At 57.5% G+C, this 20,079-nt stretch carries 15 protein-coding genes; 4 read left to right on the forward strand and 11 right to left on the reverse strand.

What is annotated here, in order from left to right:
• Positions 1 to 107: 107 nt before the first annotated feature.
• The 10 genes from KG007_RS00185 to KG007_RS00230 form a co-directional block, all read right to left on the reverse strand.
• Complete coding sequence (locus KG007_RS00185; protein WP_213346768.1) at positions 108 to 1,502, reverse strand: aldo/keto reductase; 1,395 nt, start codon at positions 1,500 to 1,502, stop codon at positions 108 to 110.
• 12 nt (positions 1,503 to 1,514) lie between these two features.
• Entirely contained in the window at positions 1,515 to 2,996 is a 1,482-nt protein-coding gene (locus KG007_RS00190; RefSeq protein ID WP_195460273.1) for a 4Fe-4S binding protein, read from the reverse strand.
• Between the two features lie 148 nt (positions 2,997 to 3,144).
• Entirely contained in the window at positions 3,145 to 3,684 is a 540-nt protein-coding gene (locus tag KG007_RS00195) for a flavodoxin family protein (protein ID WP_213346769.1), read from the reverse strand.
• A gap of 6 nt (positions 3,685 to 3,690) precedes the next feature.
• On the reverse strand, positions 3,691 to 4,533 hold the full coding sequence (locus KG007_RS00200) for an aldo/keto reductase (RefSeq protein ID WP_213346771.1): 843 nt from the start codon (positions 4,531 to 4,533) through the stop codon (positions 3,691 to 3,693).
• A 15-nt stretch (positions 4,534 to 4,548) separates the two neighbouring features.
• Complete coding sequence (locus KG007_RS00205) at positions 4,549 to 5,736, reverse strand: cupin domain-containing carboxymuconolactone decarboxylase family protein (protein WP_249413199.1); 1,188 nt, start codon at positions 5,734 to 5,736, stop codon at positions 4,549 to 4,551.
• Positions 5,737 to 6,016: 280 nt separating this feature from the next.
• Positions 6,017 to 6,778: a 2,3-diphosphoglycerate-dependent phosphoglycerate mutase gene (gene gpmA / locus KG007_RS00210; RefSeq protein ID WP_213346775.1), complete on the reverse strand. Its 762-nt coding sequence runs from the start codon at positions 6,776 to 6,778 to the stop codon at positions 6,017 to 6,019.
• A gap of 2 nt (positions 6,779 to 6,780) precedes the next feature.
• Positions 6,781 to 7,797: a 2-hydroxyacid dehydrogenase gene (locus KG007_RS00215; RefSeq protein WP_213346777.1), complete on the reverse strand. Its 1,017-nt coding sequence runs from the start codon at positions 7,795 to 7,797 to the stop codon at positions 6,781 to 6,783.
• Positions 7,798 to 7,844: 47 nt separating this feature from the next.
• Positions 7,845 to 8,897 (reverse strand): class I fructose-bisphosphate aldolase, encoded by a 1,053-nt coding sequence (locus KG007_RS00220; protein ID WP_195460260.1) that lies wholly within the window; start codon positions 8,895 to 8,897, stop codon positions 7,845 to 7,847.
• A 47-nt stretch (positions 8,898 to 8,944) separates the two neighbouring features.
• Complete coding sequence (locus tag KG007_RS00225) at positions 8,945 to 9,826, reverse strand: TlpA family protein disulfide reductase (RefSeq protein ID WP_213346779.1); 882 nt, start codon at positions 9,824 to 9,826, stop codon at positions 8,945 to 8,947.
• A gap of 67 nt (positions 9,827 to 9,893) precedes the next feature.
• A complete protein-coding gene (locus KG007_RS00230; protein WP_195460257.1) occupies positions 9,894 to 10,742 on the reverse strand; it encodes an AraC family transcriptional regulator in 849 nt (282 codons plus the stop codon).
• Between the two features lie 162 nt (positions 10,743 to 10,904).
• Between KG007_RS00230 and KG007_RS00235 the strand changes: the two genes are divergently transcribed.
• From KG007_RS00235 to KG007_RS00250, 4 genes are read left to right on the forward strand one after another with little or no spacing between them, the layout of a single operon-like run.
• Positions 10,905 to 12,077 (forward strand): efflux RND transporter periplasmic adaptor subunit, encoded by a 1,173-nt coding sequence (locus KG007_RS00235; RefSeq protein ID WP_195460256.1) that lies wholly within the window; start codon positions 10,905 to 10,907, stop codon positions 12,075 to 12,077.
• 3 nt (positions 12,078 to 12,080) lie between these two features.
• Positions 12,081 to 15,266 carry an efflux RND transporter permease subunit gene (locus tag KG007_RS00240; RefSeq protein ID WP_195460254.1) on the forward strand — a complete coding sequence of 1,062 codons (3,186 nt, stop codon included), beginning with the start codon at positions 12,081 to 12,083 and terminating at the stop codon, positions 15,264 to 15,266.
• A gap of 3 nt (positions 15,267 to 15,269) precedes the next feature.
• Positions 15,270 to 16,640, forward strand: coding sequence for a TolC family protein (locus KG007_RS00245; protein ID WP_195460253.1), 1,371 nt, complete (start codon positions 15,270 to 15,272; stop codon positions 16,638 to 16,640).
• Positions 16,640 to 17,221 carry a TetR/AcrR family transcriptional regulator gene (locus tag KG007_RS00250; protein ID WP_195460251.1) on the forward strand — a complete coding sequence of 194 codons (582 nt, stop codon included), beginning with the start codon at positions 16,640 to 16,642 and terminating at the stop codon, positions 17,219 to 17,221. The genes KG007_RS00245 and KG007_RS00250 overlap by 1 nt, the downstream gene beginning before the upstream one ends.
• A 185-nt stretch (positions 17,222 to 17,406) precedes the next feature.
• On the opposite strand, the gene KG007_RS00255 is transcribed toward KG007_RS00250, so the two are convergent.
• Entirely contained in the window at positions 17,407 to 19,788 is a 2,382-nt protein-coding gene (locus KG007_RS00255) for an LruC domain-containing protein (RefSeq protein ID WP_213346781.1), read from the reverse strand.
• Positions 19,789 to 20,079 lie beyond the last annotated feature (291 nt).

Below are 20,079 nucleotides of genomic sequence, written 5' to 3' on the forward strand. Positions count from 1 at the left end.
TTTTGGGTGTGCAAAGATACGCGCTTCCCGACGGACAAAAGTTACCATTTGGTAAAAAGTGCCCTAAAAAAGCCCCTCCGGAACGAAGGGGCTTTACACGGCGGGAATCAGAGCGTTTCCTGCTTGAGTTGTTCGACGAAATGGTCGATGCGGCGCAGTTGCTGCGGAATTTTGATCGACTGCGGGCAATGCGACACACACTGGTCGCAGCCGATGCAATGGCTTGCCTGCCGAAGTTTGGGAACCGAACGGTCATACCCGACGAGGAACGCCCGCCGGGATGCCCGGTAAGCGGGGTCCTGCCGGTCCTTGGGAACGTTGCCCTCGTTCACGCAGCGGTTGTAGTGGGCGAAGATCGCCGGAATGTCGAGCCCATAGGGACAGGGCATGCAGTACTGACATTCGGTGCAGGGCACGGTGGGGTATTTGAGCATCAGCTGCGCCGTATCCTCCAACAGTTCGAACTCCGCAGGGGTCAGGGGTTCCAGCGGCGAATAGGTGCGGATATTGTCCTGCAGGTGCTCCATGTAGGTCATACCGCTCAGCACGGTCAGCACCCCGGGATAGGACCCTGCATAACGGAATGCCCACGAAGCGGTGCTCAGCGTCGGGCGGCGCTCCTTGAGCCGCTCGACCAGGTGGTCGTTCAGCCGCGACAGACGGCCGCCGAGCAGGGGTTCCATGATGACGGCCGGAATGCCGCGCTTCTCCAACTCGCCGTAGAGGTACTCGGCATTGACGTTGCGGCCCGAAGCGTGCTTCCAGTCGACATAGTTCATCTGGATCTGCACGAAATCCCACTTGATATCCATCGCCAGCAGGTGATCGAAAACCTTCTGGTCGCCGTGAAACGACCACCCGAGGTTGCGGATACGCCCGGCCTCACGCTCACGCAGGAGGAAATCGAGGACACCGCTGTCGACAAAGCGTTCGTTGAAGGTCTCGACACCCTTATCGCCGCCCACCGAGTGAAGCAGGTAGTAATCCAGGTAGTCCGTCTGCAAATCGCGGAGCGAACGCCGGTACATCTCCTTCGAATCCTTTAATATCTGAGCGGGAGACATTCCGCGCCCCGCCATGCGGTGATTGGACATCTTGGTGGCGATGAACACCTTGTCGCGCGGATGGCGTTTGAGGGCGATACCCGTCGATTTCTCGGAAAAACCCTGGATGTAGACGGGCGCCGTATCGAAATAGTTGACTCCGTGGGCGATGGCGTAGTCGACGAGGTCGTTGACGGCCTCCTGGTCGATCGGGTTACCGTCGGCGGCAGGGGTTTCCAGCAGCGGCCAGCGCATACACCCATAGCCCAGCAGCGATACCCGGTCGCCCGTCGAGGGGCATTCCCGGTAAGTCATCGCACCGGTCGGAACTTCGCCGACAGCGGCAGTCTTTTCCGACGCACCTTTCGTTTTGCAGCCGTAAAGCCCGGCAGTCGCGGCGGCGGCGCCGACACCGAACGTTTTCAGGAATACCCGGCGGTCTATCTTTTTCTTTTCCATGGATTGACGTTTTTAAACAGTTCTGTGGCGCTCGTGGCCTTCGACGTAAATGGCGCTGAACGGTCGCGCCGGACAGAGGTTTTCGCAGGCTCCGCAGCCGATGCAGCGCTCCTCGTTCACAGCGGGAATGCGCGGCGATTTCGGGTCGTCGGGGTCCCTGTGCACCATTTTGATCGCTCCGGCGGGACAATGCCGCGCGCAGTTGTTGCAGGTTACACCGTCGGTATTGACCACACAATTGGCCGCAATCCATACGGCGTGGCCGATCTGGATCGACGATTTTTCGGCCAGGTCGGTCAGGCGGATGGCATCCGTAGGGCATACTTCGGCACACTTGGCGCACTCCGGGCGGCAATAACCGCGCTCGAACGACATCTCGGGCTGCATCAGGGTCATCAGCTTACCCGACGGGCGCAGCACCTGGTTGGGACACACCGAGACGCAGAGCTGACAGCCCGTGCAATGGGCGTTGAAGTGGCGCAGGCTCCGCGCGCCCGGCGGCACGATGGGAGTAGCGCGGTTCGGAACCTTCTTGTCGACGATCACGGCCAGTCCGCCGTCGACCTTCTTCTCCTGCGCTCGGAGCGCGGAGTAGGCGAGTACGCCCGCCAGCCCCAGGAACTTACGGCGTGCGGCGTCGGTCTCCGGCTTCGGGGCCTCGGGAACTACGGGGGACTCCGATCGCCGCAGCGTATAGGTAATAGCCCCCTGGCGGCAGTTTTCGAGACAGTCCATGCAGGCCACGCAACGACTGTAATCGATCTTATGCGCCGCCGGGTCGATACACGACGCCTTGCAGTTGCGGGCGCAGAGTTTGCAGCCGTTACACTTCGACGTATCGAAACGCGGCTTGAACAGCGAGTAGCGGGAGAGGAATCCCAGCACCGTACCCACGGGACAGATCGTATTGCAGTAAGTACGCCCGCTGCGCCAGGCAAGGATAAAGAGCACGACGAACGTTACGACGGCAACGAGGAACGTAGAGAGGCCCTTCATCCACACATCGACCGAATAGAAAGCATAGCTGTCCATGCGTTCGGCGATGTATGCCAGCAGGTTGTTGCCCCACGCGTAGACCGGGGCCAGCAGGTTCGAAGCGATGCGTCCATAGGCGCTGTAAGGCGCGAGCAGCGAACCGACGCCCGCGAGCATCGCTGCGATGAACACCACGAGCATCGCCCGGCGCAGCCAGGTGAGCGCCGGGGAGTAGCTGAAGCGGTTGCGATGCTTTTTGCGTTTCCCGGAGGCCCACGAAACGATGTCCTGCATCACGCCCAGCGGGCAGATGACCGAACAATAGATACGGCCGAAGAGAAGCGTCAGGATCACGAGGAAGGCCACGACGCCGACGTTGAGGGCCAGCAGGGCAGGCAGGAACTGGATTTTGGCCATCCAGCCGAACCACGCATGGAGCGTCCCGGTAAAATCGAGGAACAGCAGCGTGATCAGCACGAAGAATAGGGCCGCAGCCGCAATTCGGATTTTTCGTAACATAGATTAAGTCTGGTAGTTTATTATTGTCGTTCCGGATTCAACGCCGTTTGCCCATTCCGGCGCCGTTGATAAATCCGCCCCTCGCGGGGCTTTATTCATCCGGCAGCCGGCGTTTTCGCCGACCGCCGGATACTGGTTCCGTTATGCGTTACGCCCGCAGGCCCAGTTCGTAAGCCTCCTGCATCGCAGGCGAGGATTTGATCTCGCCCGCGTGCCAGGCTCCGACACCGTAGATAACGCCTTTCTCCTCAGGCCCTTCGAGGCAGTCGAGGAAGCCGCGGAAGCACTCCACCGTGCGCTGCATCATGTCGATGCTCTCTTCGGCAGCCGTCAGGATGAAGTAAAACTCCTTGTCGTTCATCTCGGTATAGCGGGCGCAGGCGCGGTCGATCAGGGTCTTCATCTGCCCGCACACGGTGTAAAAATAGACCGGCGAGGCCATCACGATCACATCCGCTTCGACCATTTTTCCGACGACCTCAGCGGCATCGTCACGCTGCGGGCAGGGATGCTCGCCGTTATAACAGCGGTTGCAGCCCATACAATAGTTAATCGTCTTGTCTTTCAGGAATATCTTCTCGACCTCGAGGCCCGCCTCGCGGGCGCCCTCCATAAAGCGGTCGCACAGCAGGTCGGAATTTCCGCCGCGGCGCGGGCTGGAGGAGAGAATCAAAACTTTCTTTGCCATATTATCCTAATGTAAATTACTCAGCCATTCAACAATTTCAGGATCACGGTGATCGAGGAAGCTGCTCTCGGGACGGTCCAGCGTGGCGATCACGGCCATGTCTTCGGCGTCGAGTTCGAAGCCGAACACATCGAAATTCTCCGCAATACGCTCCGCATTCACCGATTTGGGAATGCAGACCACCTCGCGCTGGATCAGCCAGCGCAGCACCACCTGCGCCACCGTTTTCCGATACCGGGCGGCGATCGCCAGCAGCAATTCGTTCGTAAACAATCCGTTCCTGCCCTCGGCGAACGGCGCCCACGACTCGATCTGCACGCCTTTCGAACGCATGAACTCCGCAGGGACGGTCTGCTGGTGGAAGGGATGGGTCTCGACCTGGTTGACGGCCGGCACGACCTCGTTGTGAAGGATCAGGTCCGCAAGGCGGTCGGGATAGAAGTTCGAAACGCCGATGGCCCGGATGCGGCCCTCCCGATACAACTCCTCCATGGCACGCCACGAGCCGTAAACGTCGCCGTAAGGCTGGTGGATCAGGTAAAGGTCAAGATAGTCCAGGCCCAGTTTCGACATCGACTCTTCGAACGCCTTCTTCGCCGGTTCATAACCCGCGCCGCTGATCCACAGTTTCGTGGTGATGAAAAGTTCCTCGCGGGGAATGCCGCTGCGGCGGATCGCACGGCCCACGGCCTCCTCGTTGTCATAGGCCGCGGCAGTGTCGATCGAGCGGTAGCCGACCTTCAGGGCATCGCCGACAGCCTGCTCGCAAACGGCAGGGTCCGGAATCTGATAAACGCCGAAACCGAGGATCGGCATTTCGACGCCGTTATTCAATTTTACGTATTTCATTTTTTTACTTTTTCATTATTCGGGTATAACTTCGTTCAGGCATGCAATGCCGTTCAGCGTGCGCGGATAGCCGATGTAGGGCAGCAATTGGGTCACAACGGCCAGCAGGGTAGCCTTGTCGTTGCCGACGTTCACGTTTCCGGCGATATGCCCCCTGACCTGCGGCTCGCAGCCCCCGAGCGACACGAGCATCGAGAACGTCAGCAGTTCGCGCATCTTCACGTCCAGGCCCCGGCGGGTCAGAAAATCGCCGAAGCAGTTATCCGACAGGTAACGCTGGATGTGCTTCTGGTTCTCCGGAGCCGTCCGGTGCATCCCTTCGATACGCCCCGCGCCGAAAATCGACTTCTGCACGGCCAGCCCCTTTTCGAAACGGTCCGCAGGCGTCGTCGTCGACTGTCCTTCGAGCGGCAGCGTCACGCCGTGCGCCGCCAATACCTCGTTGGTCAGGCCGATAAAATCGGCCACACGGGCCATACCGACGTAAGGAACAGCCTGATAAAGCACCTCTTTCACCTCGACCGGCGTAACGCCTGCCTGCAACGCACCTTCGAGCATCGTCCGATAGGCGGCCCGCCCCTGTGAGGCAATATTCGAGGCCAGGATGCACAGCAGACGCGTCCGGGTGTCGAGGTTCCCGTAATCCGGGACTTCGCCGAGCGCAAAGTTACCAAAAATTTCAAATAATTCGGGGTCCGCATCCCCAAGTTCCGGTATTCCGCCCCGAAACAATTCGGCCAAGCGGCGCCGGGCGTCTTCACCCAGGCGGGACGCCGGGGCCGGGGCGGAAGCCGTCGCTGCCGCATACTGCGCGTCGTCGACCGGTTCGAGCCATGTGTTCTCGTTGGTCTGCGGATTGCATTCGACGGCCAGATGCGAAAACCAACTGTCGGGAGCCGCACCGTGCCAGTGCACCGCGTCGGGCGCGATCTCCACAACGTCGCCCGGCAGCAGGACCCGGGCCGGCTCTCCCCGCTCCTGGTAATAACCCCGGCCGCCGACGGCAATCAGGAGCTGGCCGCCCGTATGGCTGTGCCAGTTGTTGCGGCATCCGGGCGAGAACGTGACGTTCGACACGGGAACGTTCAGCGCCCTGTCGGTCGTCAGCGGAGCCAGCCAGGCCTGCCCGGTAAAATACTTCGAAAACCGTTCGGGGAGTTTCTCCCCCACGGGAAAAGGACTGACTTTTTTTGCTTCTTCCATATTCTGTGCATTTAAGGATTGCAGAATTCCGCCCGAAAACAGGGCAGCGGCGGCCACGGCCGCAATGAGGATTCGTTTCATCGGTTCAAAGGGATGGTTTCACGATGCAAAAATAGAACGTCTCCCGCAACAAATCCGTACCCGGATTACGGTTCCGCTTACCATTATTACGCATTATGGGCCGGTTCTACGCACGACAGCGTAAAACCGGCCCAAGGACAGATCATCGAATCGGGCAGGGAGCAGGTATCCGGCCCGAAAGAAAAAGAGCCGCGCCTGCCTATGAAACGGGGCTTTTAGCCCCGCGGCCCTGATTGGCGACAGCCTCCATCAGTTTGGCGATTTCGGCCGGATCGCCCAGAAAATAATCTTTGACATAACCCAGTCCTTCGTCGAACTCGAAAACATAGGGCACGGCGGTCGGAAGGTTGAACTCCGAGATGGCCTCGTCCGAGATGCCTTTCAGTTTCTTGATGATGCCCCGCAGGCTGTTGCCGTGGGCTACGACCAGCAGTTCGTCGTGCCGGAAGAGCGCAGGGAGTATTTCGCACTCCCAGTAGGGCATCGTACGGGCCACGGTATCCTGCAAAGATTCGGTACGGGGCAGCGCCGCATCGGGAATCCCGGCGTAACGGGGATCGAGGCGCGGATTGCGGGGATCATCCTCGGCCAAAGGCGCAGGGGCCACGTCGTAACTGCGACGCCAGATGTGGACCTGCTCGTCACCGTATTTTTCGGCCGTTTCGCGTTTGTTCAATCCTTGCAGCATCCCGTAATGCTTTTCGTTCAGCCGCCAGTTTTTCGTCACCGGAATCCAATCCTGATCCATTTTGTCGAGCACGACATCGAGGGTCTTTACAGCCCGTTTTAAATAGGAAGTATAGGCGTGCCCGAAGCGAAAACCCTCCTTCCGGAGCGTCTCGCCGGCCTTGACGGCTTCGGCAACACCCTTTTCGCTCAGGTCCACGTCGGTCCAGCCCGTAAACCGGTTTTCCTTGTTCCAAACGCTCTCGCCGTGGCGGAGCAAAACAATCTTTTTCATAGTCATGCAGGTGTATTTTCCGGTTCGGCACGCACTTCGTTCTCCAGGTGGCGATGCTCGGCGAAATCTTTGATATTCTGCATCGTAGTGCGTGCTATATTATCCAATGCTTCACGTGTGAAGAATCCCTGGTGCGAAGTCACGATCACGTTGTTGAACGACAAGAGGCGAGCCAGCACGTCGTCGTCCATGATGCGGTCCGAAGTGTCCTCGTAGAAATACCCGGCCTCCTCCTCGTAAACGTCGAGCCCCGCGGCCCCGATCTTCTTCTCCTTCAGGCCGTCGATCAGCGCTTCGGTGTGGATCAACTGGCCGCGGCCCGTGTTGATGATGACCACACCCGGCTTCATGTGCGAAATAGCCACGTCGCCGATCATGTAGCGCGTCTGATCGGTCAGCGGACAGTGGAGCGAAATGATATCCGAACGGGCGTAAAGCTCGTCGAGCGGCACATAGGTGATTCCGGCCTGCGCGGCATATGCCTGATCGGGGAAAAGGTCGTTGGCCAGCACCTCCATCCCGAACCCTTTGAGGATGCGGATCAGTTCGCGGGCGATCTTACCCGTACCGACGATACCCGCGGTCTTGCCGTACATGTCGAATCCCATCAGCCCGTGCAGCGAGAAGTTGCCGTCGCGCGTGCGCCAGTAGGCGCGGTGTATCTTGCGGTTGAGCGCCAGCATCAGCGCCACGGCGTGTTCCGCGACGGCATGCGGCGAATAGGCCGGAACCCGCACCACGGGAATGCCGTAACGGGCCGCAGCAGGCAGGTCGACGTTGTTGAAGCCCGCACAGCGCAGCGCGATCAGTTTCACGCCCATGCCGGCCAGTTGGCGGATGGTCTCGGCGTCGGCCGTGTCGTTGACGAAGATGCAGACCGCGTCGGAGCCTTGCGCAAGGGCCACGTTGTTGGCATTCAGATGGCTGCGATGGTAGCAGATGTCGAACCCGTAGGCGTCGCGGATGCGGTCGAACGACTCCCGGTCGTAGGGTTGCGTACCGAATAACGTTATTTTCATAATTGCACTTTTTACCTTATACAGAAACGTTTCCAGACCTTCGGATATTATGCGATCGTCACTTCGTCGTCGAGGTAAACGTCCTGGATGGCGTGCAGCAACGCAATACCGTCCTTCATCGGGCGCTGGAAGGCTTTACGGCCGCTGATCAGGCCCATGCCTCCGGCGCGTTTGTTGATCACGGCCGTCGTGACGGCCTCCTGCAGGTCCGAAGCGCCGCGCGACTCGCCGCCCGAGTTGATCAGTCCCACGCGGCCCATATAACCGTTGGCCACCTGATAGCGGCAAAGGTCGATAGGGTGGTCGGAGGTCAGTTCCGAGTAAACTTTGTCGCTGGTCTTGGCAAAGCCGATCGCCCTGAAACCGCCGTTGTTGGTCGGAAGTTTCTGCTTCACGATGTCGGCTTTGATCGTCACGCCCAGGTGATCGGCCTGTCCCGTAAGGTCGGCCGAGGCATGGTAGTCCACACCGTCCTTCCTGAAGCCCTCGTTGCGCAGGTAGCACCACAGGATCGTCGCCATGCCCAGTTCGTGCGCCAAATCGAATGCCTGCGCAATCTCGACCAACTGGCGGCGGCTCTCCGCCGAACCGAAATAGATCGTGGCCCCAACGGCCTGCGCACCCATGTTCCAGGCGTCGCGCACCGTGCCGAACAACACCTGGTCGTAAGTGTTGGGGTAGGACAACAGTTCGTTATGGTTGATCTTGACGATAAACGGAATCTTATGCGCATATTTGCGCGCCACGGCGCCCAGCACGCCGAAGGTCGAAGCGACAGCGTTGCAGCCGCCTTCGATGGCGAGTTTCACGATGTTCTCGGGATCGAAATAGGCCGGATTGGGTGCAAACGAAGCTCCCGCAGTGTGCTCGATACCCTGGTCTACGGGCAGGATCGAGACATAACCCGTACCACCCAGCCGCCCGTTGGCCAGAATCCATTGCAGGCTGCCCAGCGTACGGATATTGCGGTCGGACGCGGTCCAGATGCGGTCCACAGTATCGGGTCCCGGCAGGTACAACGACTTCTTGTCGATGGTGCGACATACATGCGAGAGGTAATAGCCGGCCTCGCTCCCTAAAATTTCAACTGTCTTGCTCATATTATAATAGTTTCAATTTGTACCAACGTTCTTTTTGAATAGTATTATCACGACAACTTATCCAAAAGCCGGGCCAAATAGCTCTCGGCCTGAGCAAGATCCCCTTTGTAAATGATATTCCTTTGTTTGTCGAGAATAAAAACCATAGGGAACCGTAAAATGCCCCATTCTTCTATAATTTCATCGTTGTTATCAAGTGACAAAGAAGGGAATTCATATGATCTCGTAGATAAAATTACGTAACCGATATTATATTTTTCATATTCAGTCCTGCAATGTACGGCATATATCCCAACACGATCTTCATCTTTGTATTTCTCATACATCTCCTGTAATTTGGGAAACTGTTCATAACATACGCGGCATGACGTATACCACATATCAAGAAGTAAGTACGCCTTGTCCAGCTCATTTAACGAAATATATTCCCCAGAATAATTTTGCATTTTAATTTCGCTTTTACATTCCTGATAGACATGCCCATTGATGGTCCCGTAATTCAATTTATGTGTCCACATACCGTAACCGGATGTACTAATCCAAAGCGCACAGATTAGAGATAGTCCGACAAATATTATTTTATGCGTTATTTTGCGAACTTTAAAAAAGAAATAACCGACACCTATTCCCAACCACCATATTAACAAATTAAGGAATGAAATCATCGCATCCCCGAAATGTATAATCCGAAATGGGAGCTCCAATATTGAAGCTCCCAACCATACCAACAAAACAATATATCCGGAGAATGTTGTATTTCTATATTTTTCTAATGCCAAGGTCGTTATTAAACCATAAACAATAAAACCAATAAATGACGAAAGAGGAAGTCCCGTAAGAGTCAATATTGAAATATATCCTCCTCGCAGCCAAGCAAGAAAAAGCGACCAAACAAAAGAAATCAAAAAAACTATACCCAACTTTTTCATTTTTTCAATTCTATTAAATACGGTTCAACCTTATTCCCTATCTCAACATATATTTGATATACTGTTCCTACTTCTTGCCGTTCCGATACTCCGTCGGCGATTCCCCCGTGTGCTTCTTGAAAAAACGCCCGAGATAGGACTGGTCGGGGAATTTGAGCCGGTAGGCGATCTCCTGAACCGACAGGTCGGTCGACTGGAGCATCATCTTGATTTCGAGGACCACCGAACGGTCGATGAACTCCTTGGCCGAACTGCGTGCCACGGAGCGCACGATGGTAGAAAGGTAGCGGGTCGAGATGCAGAGTTTATCGGCGTAAAAGGCCACTTCGCGCTCCTGCGAGCTGTGGGCCTGAACAAGCGTTACGAAACGATGGAACAATTCGGTTTGCCGCGTGGTCGTCTCCGGCCCGCGGTGCTGCCGGGCGGCAAAGCGCTGCATCTTGTCGAAACTCTCCAGCAAGAGGTTCTGCAGACGGTTTTTGATGATCGTATTGCGGAACACGTTGCCGCGGTCACGGTAGGTATAGGCCGCCATCTCGAACCAGATCGCAGCCCCCTCGACGACGCGGTGGGGCGGATAGGAGATCGGACGCTCACGCAACGCATGGAAAAACGAAGGTTCGAGACGAAAGGCCGCTTCGGCGAAAAGGTCCCGCGAAAAGGCACAGAAAGTCATCTGAAAATCTTCCGTCCGGTCGGTGAGCATCAGGATCGAGCCGGGCAGCAGCAACACCATCGTATTGCGGCGCACATGCCCTCGGTATTGGTTGACCGTAGCATCCGCACTGCCGCTGCGGCAAAAAAGGATCGCACCTCCATCGGTACGGCAGGCGTAATTGCTGAAAAAGGCGAAATCGGATTCGCCGACGACAAATTGCTCTTCGGAAGTAGTAATTATCGGATTAACCGGCGTCATATATTTCTTTTTTCGAACAAAAATAATGATTATTTCGATAATAACAGAACCTTTGTGCCGAAAAGTACCAATACTGTTCGCAATATAATGGCACAAATGGACCTAATTTAGAATACTTTTGCACCTGAAAAAGTTTTTTAGTATAAAATTCAAATGGAAGTTATGAAGCAAACATTTGTGAAAGCTGCCGCTTTGGCATGCTGCATGGCAGCCGTCGGATGCAAACAGGCTCCGATGACAATGGGTCCCGGCGAATACGCCGTAATGACCATCGCCACCACCGACCGCGAAATTCCGAGCAACTACTCGGCAACGATCCGCGGCCGTCAGGACATCGACATCTATCCGCAGGTTTCGGGAACGATCTCGCAACTCTGTGTCAACGAAGGCCAGAACGTAACGAAGGGACAGACCCTTTTCATCATCGACCAGGTTCCCTACCAGGCAGCCCTCCAGACCGCCGAAGCCAACGTCGAGGCAGCCAAAGCCGGGGTAGCCACCGCACAGCTCACCTACGACAGCAAAAAGGAACTTTTCGCCCGGAACGTCGTTTCGCAGTACGACCTCTCGACGGCCAACAACACCCTGCTGACCGCCAAGGCACAGCTTGCCCAGGCCGAGGCCCAGCGTGTAAACGCAGCCAACAACCTCTCCTACACGGTCGTAAAGGCTCCGGCCAACGGTGTCGTAGGTACGCTGCCGTACCGCGTGGGCGCACTGGTGAGTGCATCGCTCCCGCAGCCGCTGACCACCGTGTCGGACAACTCGGAGATGTACGTCTATTTTTCGATGACCGAGAACCAGTTCCTGGGCCTGACGCGCCAGTACGGCTCGATCGCCGAAACGCTCAAGAGCATGCCCGACGTACAGTTGCAGCTCAGCGACGGTTCGATCTACGACCAGCCGGGCCGCGTCGAGTCGATCAGCGGCGTCATCGACCTCTCGACGGGCAGCGTGTCGCTCCGCGCGGCGTTCCCCAACAAGGGAGGACTGCTGCACAGCGGCGGCGCAGGCAACGTCATCCTGCCGAGCATCTACAAGGATTGCATCGCCGTTCCGCAGGCCGCAACGTTCGAACTCCAGGACAAAGTATACGTATATAAAGTAGTGGACGGCAAGGCCGCTTCGACGATGATCGAGGTCGAGAAAATCTCGAACGGCCAGGAATACATCGCCCGCAAGGGCCTCGTACCGGGCGACGTGATCGTAGCCGAGGGCGTAGGTCTGCTGCGCGAAGGTACGCCCATCCGCATAAAGGGTCAGGCCGCGGCCGAAACTGCCGCTCCTGCAACCGATGAGGCTGCCGCTCAGTCCCAAACCGAAAAAGAAGAGTAATCCATGACACTGAAACATTTTATCGAACGACCCGTACTGGCGTCGGTCGTATCAATCGTAATCGTAATCGCCGGTATCATCGGTCTCGCGACGCTGCCCGTCGAGCAGTATCCCGACATCGCTCCCCCGACGGTTATGGTGCGCGCCTCGTATCCGGGCGCCAGCGCCGAGACCATTCAGAAGTCGGTCATCGCACCGCTCGAACAGGCCATCAACGGTGTGGAGGACATGACTTACATGACTTCCAGCGCCGCTGTCGGCAGTGCTTCCGTAACGATCTATTTCCGGCAGGGAATCAACGCCGACATGGCAGCCGTGAACGTGCAGAACAAAGTATCGCGCGCTACCGGTCAGCTGCCTTCGGAAGTTACGCAAATCGGCGTTACGACCATGAAGCGTCAGACCTCCATGGTGAAAATCTTCTCGCTTTACAGCCCCGACGACTCCTACGACGAGACGTTCCTGTCGAACTACTCGAAAATCAATATCGAGCCCCGTATCCAGCGTATCCACGGCGTCGGCGAGGTATTCACCCTCGGCGCCGACTACTCGATGCGCGTCTGGCTGAAACCCGACGTAATGGCCCAGTACAAACTCATCCCGTCGGACGTTACGGCGGCACTGGCCGAGCAGAACATCGAGTCGGCGACCGGTACGCTGGGCGAGAACTCGCAGAACACGTTCCAGTACACGATGAAATACCGCGGACGCCACCAGACGCCCGAAGAGTTCGGAGAGATCGTGCTCCTTTCGAAGCCCGACGGAACGCTCCTGCGGCTGAAAGACATCGCCGACATCGAACTGGGCAGCGAGTCCTATGCCTATAAAGGCTACACCAACGGCCACCCGGGCGTCAGCACCATGATCTTCCAGACCGCCGGCTCGAATGCCACGCAGGTCGTGAACGATGTCAACGCCCTGCTCGACGAAGTGCAGGCCGAACTGCCGAAAGGTATCGCCGTCGCCCACCTGCAAAGTGTGAACGACTTCCTCTACGCCTCGATGAAGGAGGTAATGAAGACCCTGTTCGAGGCTATCCTCCTCGTGATCCTGGTGGTATACGTCTTCCTGCAGGACATCCGCTCGACGCTCATCCCGACGGCCTCGATCCTCGTCTCATTGGTCGGTACGTTCGGTTTCCTCGCCCTGGCCGGATTCTCGATCAACCTGCTGACCCTCTTCGCGCTGGTTCTTGCCATCGGTACGGTCGTCGACGACGCCATTATCGTGGTGGAGGCCGTCCAGGCGCGTTTCGACGTGGGATATAAGTCCTCCTATATGGCTACCGTCGATGCCATGTCAGGCATTACGTCGGCTATCGTAACCTCGACGCTGGTCTTCATGGCCGTGTTCATCCCCGTCTCCATGATGGGCGGAACGTCGGGTGTGTTCTACACCCAGTTCGGTATCACGATGGCCGTAGCCGTGGGTATTTCGGCCGTCAACGCACTTACGCTGTCGCCGGCCCTCTGTGCCATCATCCTCAAACCGTACCTCGACGAGAACGGCGAGATGCGCGACAACTTCGCCGCCCGCTTCCGCAAGGCCTTCAACACGGCGTTCAGCGCCTTGGTCAACAAGTACAAGCACGGCGTGCTGCTCTTCATCAAACACAAGTGGCTGATGTGGTCGACGCTCGGACTCGCCATTGCTGCGCTGGTCCTGCTGATGAACACCACCAAGACGGGTCTGGTTCCCGACGAGGACCAGGGTACGATCATGGTCAACGTTACCACGGCTCCGGGCTCCTCGCTCGCCGAGACCCACAAGGTCATGCAGCGGGTTTCGGAGCGTATCCAGGGTATCCCCCAGATCCGGGATTTCATGGAGGTAGCCGGTTACGGTATGATCGCCGGACAGGGACCGTCGTACGGTATGGCCATCATCAAACTGAAAGACTGGGAGGAGCGCCCGAACAAGGAGGATGCCGTGAATGCCGTCATCGGTCAGATCTACGGCCGCACCGCCGACATCAAGGACGCGCAGATTTTCGCCGTGGCTCCGCCGATGATCTCGGGCTACGGAACCTCGACCGGTTTCTCGATGAACCTGCAGGACAAGGCAGGCGGCGAGCTGAAAGACTTCTACAACATCTACCTGCAATTCATCGGAGCGCTGAACCAGCGTCCGGAGATTGCCCAGGCCTACTCGACCTTCAACATCAACTTCCCGCAGTACATGGTGGACATCGATGCAGCGAAGGCCAAGCGTGCCGGCGTATCGCCCAACGCGATCCTCTCGACCCTGGCAGGTTACTACGGCGGCCAGTACGTCTCGAACATCAACCGTTTCTCGAAAATGTACTACGTAACGTTGCAGGCCGACCCGAAATACCGTCTCGACACCGAATCGCTCAACAACGTCTACGTGCGTTCGAACAACGGCGAGATGGCTCCCCTGGGCCAGTTCGTGAACCTGACGAGGGTTTACAGTTCCGAGGTGCTCAGCCGCTTCAACATGTACAGTTCGATCGCCGTGAACGGCACGGCCGCCGCAGGCTATTCGTCGGGTGACGCCATCAAGGCCATCCAGGAGGTCGCCGCACAGGTGCTCCCGAAAGGCTACGGCTACGAATTCGACGGCATCACGCGCGAGGAGGCACAGACCGGCAGCAACACCGCCATCATCTTCGGTATCTGCATCCTGCTGATCTACCTTATCCTGAGCGCCCTGTACGAGAGTTTCCTCATTCCGTTCGCCGTCATCCTGTCGGTTCCGTGCGGTCTGATGGGTTCGTTCCTGCTGGCCAAGATGATGGGCATGGAGAACAACATCTACCTCCAGACGGGTATCATCATGCTGATCGGTCTGCTGTCGAAGACGGCCATTCTGATCACCGAGTACGCCGCCGACCGCCGCGCCGCAGGCATGAGCCTCTCGCAGGCCGCCGTATCGGCCGCCAAAGCCCGTCTGCGTCCTATCCTGATGACCGTCCTTACCTGCGTGTTCGGTATGATCCCGCTGGTGCTCTCGCACGGCGTAGGCGCTAACGGCAACTCGACCCTCGGCGCGGGTGTCATCGGCGGTATGATCGTCGGAACGCTGGCTCTGCTGTTCCTCGTCCCGACGCTGTTCATCGTCTTCCAGACGTTGCAGGAGAAGATCAAACCGCTGGAGTTCGATCCCGATCCGCAGTGGGCCGTACGCGCCGAGCTGGAAGAATGTAAAAATGAGAAAGAGGAGGAGTAACACATGAAAAAGATCCTGATTATATGCGCTGCGGCGGCGCTGACCGGCTGCGGCATCTACAAACCCTATACCCGTCCCGAGGTAACGACCGCAGGGCTGTACGGTACGGCGGAGACCGCCGACACGACGACCCTGGGCGACATCAGTTGGCAGGAAATGTTCACCGATCCCCAGTTGCAGGCGCTTATCGCGCTGGCACTGGAGAACAACACCGACCTGCAATCGGCAGGCTGGCGCGTCAAGGAGGCCGAAGCTACGCTCAAATCGGCACGCCTGGCTTACCTGCCGTCGTTCAACTTCGCACCGCAGGGCAGCCTGAGCAGTTTCGACGGCTCGCCGACGGCGAAAGCCTATTCGATCCCCGTAACGGCAAGCTGGCAGATCGACATCTTCAACGGCCTTACCAACGCCAAACGCAAAGCCAAGGCGCTCCATGCCCAGAGCAAGGAGTACGAGCAGGCGGTGAAGACCCAGCTCATTTCGAGCGTGGCCAATCTCTACTACACGCTGCTGATGCTCGACAGTCAGTATGAGGTGACGGAGCAAACGGCCGTGAAGTGGCGCGAGAGCGTCCGCACGATGCGCGCCATGAAGGAGGCCGGCATGGCCAATGAGGCCGGCGTGGCCCAGTACGAAGGCAACACGCTGGCGATCGAGGCATCGCTGCACGACCTGGCCTACCAGCGTACGCAGGTGGAAAACAGCCTCTGCTCGATGCTGGCCCAGGCTCCGCATACGATCGTCCGCGGCCGTCTCGAAGGCCAGCAGTTGCCCGACGACCTGACGGTCGGCGTACCTCTGCAAATGCTGGCGAACCGTCCCGACGTACGTTCGGCCGAGTATTCGCTCATGCAGTCGTACTACGCCACGGCCGAGGCCCGTTCGGCCCTCTATCCCTCGATCACGCTGAGCGGAACGCTGGGATGGACCAACAACGGCAGTGGAAGGATCGCCGATCCCGGCAAGCTGCTCTGGAACGCCGCGGCATCGCTCCTGCAGCCGATCTTCAACGCCAACGCCAACCGCGCCCGGGTGAAGATCGCCAAGGCACAGCAGGAGGAGACCCGGCTGGCATTCCAGCAGGCGCTGCTCAACGCCGGCGCCGAGGTCAACAACGCCCTCACACAGTGCCAGTCGTCGCGCGCCAAAGCCGACCTTCGCGTACGGCAGATTTCGGCCCTGGAGCGCGCAGTGGAGTCGACCGAACTGCTGATGCAGCACGGTTCTACCACTTACCTCGAAGTCCTGACCGCACAGCAGTCGCTGCTTTCGGCACAACTGTCGCAGATCGCAGACCGTTTCGACGAAATCCAGGGAACCGTGAACCTCTACCAGGCTCTCGGCGGCGGACGTGACATTACGGAGGAAAAATAATGAAACGGGGAGTGACCAAAGAAGAGGTTATCCACGCTACGCAGGAGCTTATCGCCCGGAACGGCATTCGTGCCGTCCGGGTCGATGAGATCGCGCAGACGCTGGGAATCTCGAAACGCACCCTGTACGAAATGTTCGCCGACAAAAACGACCTCGTCGGCGCATGCCTCGACGCCATGAGCCAGCAGCAGCAGCAGCGCATCGTCGCCTGCCGCAAGCGGCGCGGCGGCAATCCGTTGCAGAAGGTGCTCCGGCTGACAAACGAATATATCGAAAACCTCTATACGGTAGACCACTGTTTCCTGTCGGACATCCGCCGCAAGATCACCTTTGCGGAACATTACGACGAACACAGGGAGTTCTGGCGCAAAGAGTTGACCGATTACCTCGAAACCTGCCGTGAGGAACAACTCCTGCTGCCCGAAATCGATGCCCCGGCATTTGCCGAGCAGTTGATGAGCACAATGACCGACCTGCGCCTGAACGGCACGATCCGCGAAGAGCTCAGCCTCTTCTGCCGGACGATTCTCCGCGGGGCGGCGACCCGCCAGGGCATCGAACTGATCGACCGCAAAGGATAAGATCACACACTACGCATGAAAAGCTCCGCAGATTGTCTCTGCGGAGCTTTTTTTACACCGGAAGGCCCCCGATCGGACATAACCGAATCCGTTTCACGCCCGCCGGCAGGAGGTACGGACCGAGGAAGAGAGCTACAAAAAAGGCCGCTTCTTTCGAAGCAGCCTTTTTACAGAATACAGGTTCTTTAATAAATCTTGTCAGCGTCGGCGCTCTCCTGATACCACTCCGGATGCTGCGTGCCGTTGGACGAAGCCCACGTCATGAAGTGCTCGTAGACGCCGCGGATGTCGTTGTTCTCGGCAGGGTAGCGGAACTCGCCCGGAATCACCAGCGCCCACATCATGTAGTTGTTCTTGACCTGGTCGCCGTCCGTTACATAGAATTTGTAAGGCTCCGAAGGCTGGAACGAACCCTTGCCGATGAGACCCGAAGCAGTCACGGCATAGCCCGGCATGTGAATCTCGTTCGTGCGCTGTTTCGGCGTGATAAAGAAGTTCATCTCCGAATCCAGGACCGCAGCGATGTCCACCGGCTGCGAGAAAGTCACCGTCGTCGTGTGCTTTTGCGTAGCGGAAGCAGGGTGTCCCTTCCACGTATTCGAAGTGCTCAGTAACTCTTTCGTGTTGTTGAAGAACGGAATCACGGCATACCGACTGTCGGATTCGAGGCCCTGCGATGCGAACATGCCGCTGCCGAAGCCCTTGTGCGAAGACTCGACGTTCGCCACGTCCGAAGCCTGCACCTTGTCCATCTGCACGGCTCCGGCAATGTCGTAGGTCGTTCCCGCAGCCCGCAGTTCCCAGTTGATCGTAAGCGCCGAAACCTTGCTGCCGTCCTTCGAAACCATGCGGTCGATGCGGCTCTCGATAACCACGTCGTTCATGTCGTAATCGCCCAGCCACGGCCAGTTATCCTCGAAGCAGTAGGTGTAGACCTGTCCGGGAACGTTCGTATATGCGTCGGGCTCCGGTTCCGGATCGGGCGTAATCTGGCCCTTACCGCCGTTGCACTCGCTCTTCGGGATGTTCGTCAACTGCTCAGCCGTCAGGAAAGCGCCGTTGCTGAAACACTTGGCCACATAGAACTTGTTTTCGGCTTCGGCCTGCGGGTCTACGACCTCCATCGGACCGCTGAAAGTCGTACGGGCCGCACTCCAATACTGGTTACCCTCTGAGTAGAACGCCGACTGTTCGAAACGAACGACCGGAATCACAGTTCCTGCTGCGGCAGTAAAGGTGTTATTGCCGCCCTTATTCTTATTGTACTGCTGCGCAATGAAGAGCGAACCGGTTGCCATCTCGACCTTCGCATTGTTGAAATCGGCCTCGCCGGTCTCCAGGCACGCATCCGCCGCAATGTAAAGTTTGGCGCCCTCCAGGCCGAGGTCATCGACATAGGTATAGCAGTTCACATAAAATTCACCGCGGCAGGTCATTTCGCCGATCTCAGCAACGCCCTTCTGGTAGAATTTGGTCGTCGTATTCGCCATTATCATCTCTTCGACCTTCAGGTCGCCGTTCTCGCAGTTCTCAAACGCCGCCGTCGAGTTGAATTCCAATTCGTCGGCCGAAATCGCACCGTCGTTGAAAAGGCCTCCCGTGTTGGAGTACTTGAAAGTGGCCGACGTAAGCACGGCGCCCGCACCGTTGTAGAATTTCAGGTCGTTGTTCAGGTCGAGTTTGCCCGAAACATTTACGGTTCCGAGGTTCACGGCGACTTTGCCGGAGAAGTTGACCTCGGCCGCCGTGAGCTTGCCGCCCGGGAAAACATACAGCGCAGGAAGGTCCTTGGCGACATTCTGGGCTGTGAGTTTGCCCGAAACCGTCACTTCGCCGCCCGGCAGGACAGCCAGCGTCGCATAACCGATATTGGGCGACGAAAGCACGAGTTTGCCCGCGACGTACAGCACCGGCTGCTTGTTGGGTGCATAATTGCCGTTGAGATTGATATTGCCCTCGATCACGGCTCCGGCCGGAATATAATATGCCGCCGCCGCATACTGCGACTCCTGTGCGCCGAGGTTGAAGTTCTTCGACGGCGTCGTGGCTATCACGGCCTGCGGATCGAACGAACCGGCATCGGGGGCGGTCATCGTCGGGAATGCAGGCATCGAACTGGCGCTTCGCGTAATCGCCGCAGCGCGAACCTTCGGCATTGCCGCAGTCGTCACCGATGCACCGGCCACATCGACCGAACTGCGGACCTCGGCCGTCTTCACCGATTTCGTGCCGTCGGGCAGGGTAGTTACTACATAGAGGGTTTCAACTCCGGCAGGCAAGGTGAATGCCGACCGGAACGGAGTTGCCGATTTAGTAGCACCCCCGGTCACCAAATTTTCCGCCGAAAGGATCGGCGAAGAGTAAACATTGATTACGGCATAGGCGGGTGCTGCGCCGTTTACAGTGGGAGCCGCGACCGAAACGTTTACGTCGCGAGTCGTTTTCCAACTGAAATCAGCCGGGATTGCACCCGGAACATCCGGCGTGTCGGGGCTTCCCCCCGTGTCTTTCTGACAGGAGGAAGCGACCAGTGCCACCGCCATCAAAGCCGTGTAAAGTCTTTTCATACCATGAATTTCTTAAAATGTGTTTGTATTGCGTCGTCTTCGCAACAAATATAGGTATTATTTTCACAATTACCAAATCCGTGTTTTTTATTTAACAAAAAAGTCCACTTTTATCAAAACACAAAATTCCGACCGAAAAAAGGGTTTTCCAAAAAAAATTCCTATATTTGCACCGTAAGAGCAACAGAAGCGAATGACCAAGCCTGCAACATACGACTGTCAGCGCCGCGAAGACCATCGCGGCACGATGATGATGTCCATGTGCATGTGCAACCGTTTTCGCCGGGTGTA

It is taken from the genome of Alistipes montrealensis, assembly GCF_018362775.1.
Lineage (GTDB): Bacteria > Bacteroidota > Bacteroidia > Bacteroidales > Rikenellaceae > Alistipes > Alistipes montrealensis.

What these genes read in the sequence shown, in the direction of transcription:
- KG007_RS00245 (WP_195460253.1), top strand. Translation starts at nt 15,270, where the DNA reads ATGAAAAAGATCCTGATTATATGCGCTGCGGCGGCGCTGACCGGCTGC.
- KG007_RS00225 (WP_213346779.1), bottom strand. Translation starts at nt 9,826, where the DNA reads ATGAAAAAGTTGGGTATAGTTTTTTTGATTTCTTTTGTTTGGTCGCTT.
- KG007_RS00215 (WP_213346777.1), bottom strand. Translation starts at nt 7,797, where the DNA reads ATGAAAATAACGTTATTCGGTACGCAACCCTACGACCGGGAGTCGTTC.
- KG007_RS00195 (WP_213346769.1), bottom strand. Translation starts at nt 3,684, where the DNA reads ATGGCAAAGAAAGTTTTGATTCTCTCCTCCAGCCCGCGCCGCGGCGGA.
- KG007_RS00205 (WP_249413199.1), bottom strand. Translation starts at nt 5,736, where the DNA reads ATGGAAGAAGCAAAAAAAGTCAGTCCTTTTCCCGTGGGGGAGAAACTC.
- KG007_RS00235 (WP_195460256.1), top strand. Translation starts at nt 10,905, where the DNA reads ATGAAGCAAACATTTGTGAAAGCTGCCGCTTTGGCATGCTGCATGGCA.
- KG007_RS00220 (WP_195460260.1), bottom strand. Translation starts at nt 8,897, where the DNA reads ATGAGCAAGACAGTTGAAATTTTAGGGAGCGAGGCCGGCTATTACCTC.
- KG007_RS00190 (WP_195460273.1), bottom strand. Translation starts at nt 2,996, where the DNA reads ATGTTACGAAAAATCCGAATTGCGGCTGCGGCCCTATTCTTCGTGCTG.
- KG007_RS00255 (WP_213346781.1), bottom strand. Translation starts at nt 19,788, where the DNA reads ATGAAAAGACTTTACACGGCTTTGATGGCGGTGGCACTGGTCGCTTCC.
- KG007_RS00200 (WP_213346771.1), bottom strand. Translation starts at nt 4,533, where the DNA reads ATGAAATACGTAAAATTGAATAACGGCGTCGAAATGCCGATCCTCGGT.
- KG007_RS00250 (WP_195460251.1), top strand. Translation starts at nt 16,640, where the DNA reads ATGAAACGGGGAGTGACCAAAGAAGAGGTTATCCACGCTACGCAGGAG.
- KG007_RS00230 (WP_195460257.1), bottom strand. Translation starts at nt 10,742, where the DNA reads ATGACGCCGGTTAATCCGATAATTACTACTTCCGAAGAGCAATTTGTC.
- gpmA (WP_213346775.1), bottom strand. Translation starts at nt 6,778, where the DNA reads ATGAAAAAGATTGTTTTGCTCCGCCACGGCGAGAGCGTTTGGAACAAG.
- KG007_RS00185 (WP_213346768.1), bottom strand. Translation starts at nt 1,502, where the DNA reads ATGGAAAAGAAAAAGATAGACCGCCGGGTATTCCTGAAAACGTTCGGT.
- KG007_RS00240 (WP_195460254.1), top strand. Translation starts at nt 12,081, where the DNA reads ATGACACTGAAACATTTTATCGAACGACCCGTACTGGCGTCGGTCGTA.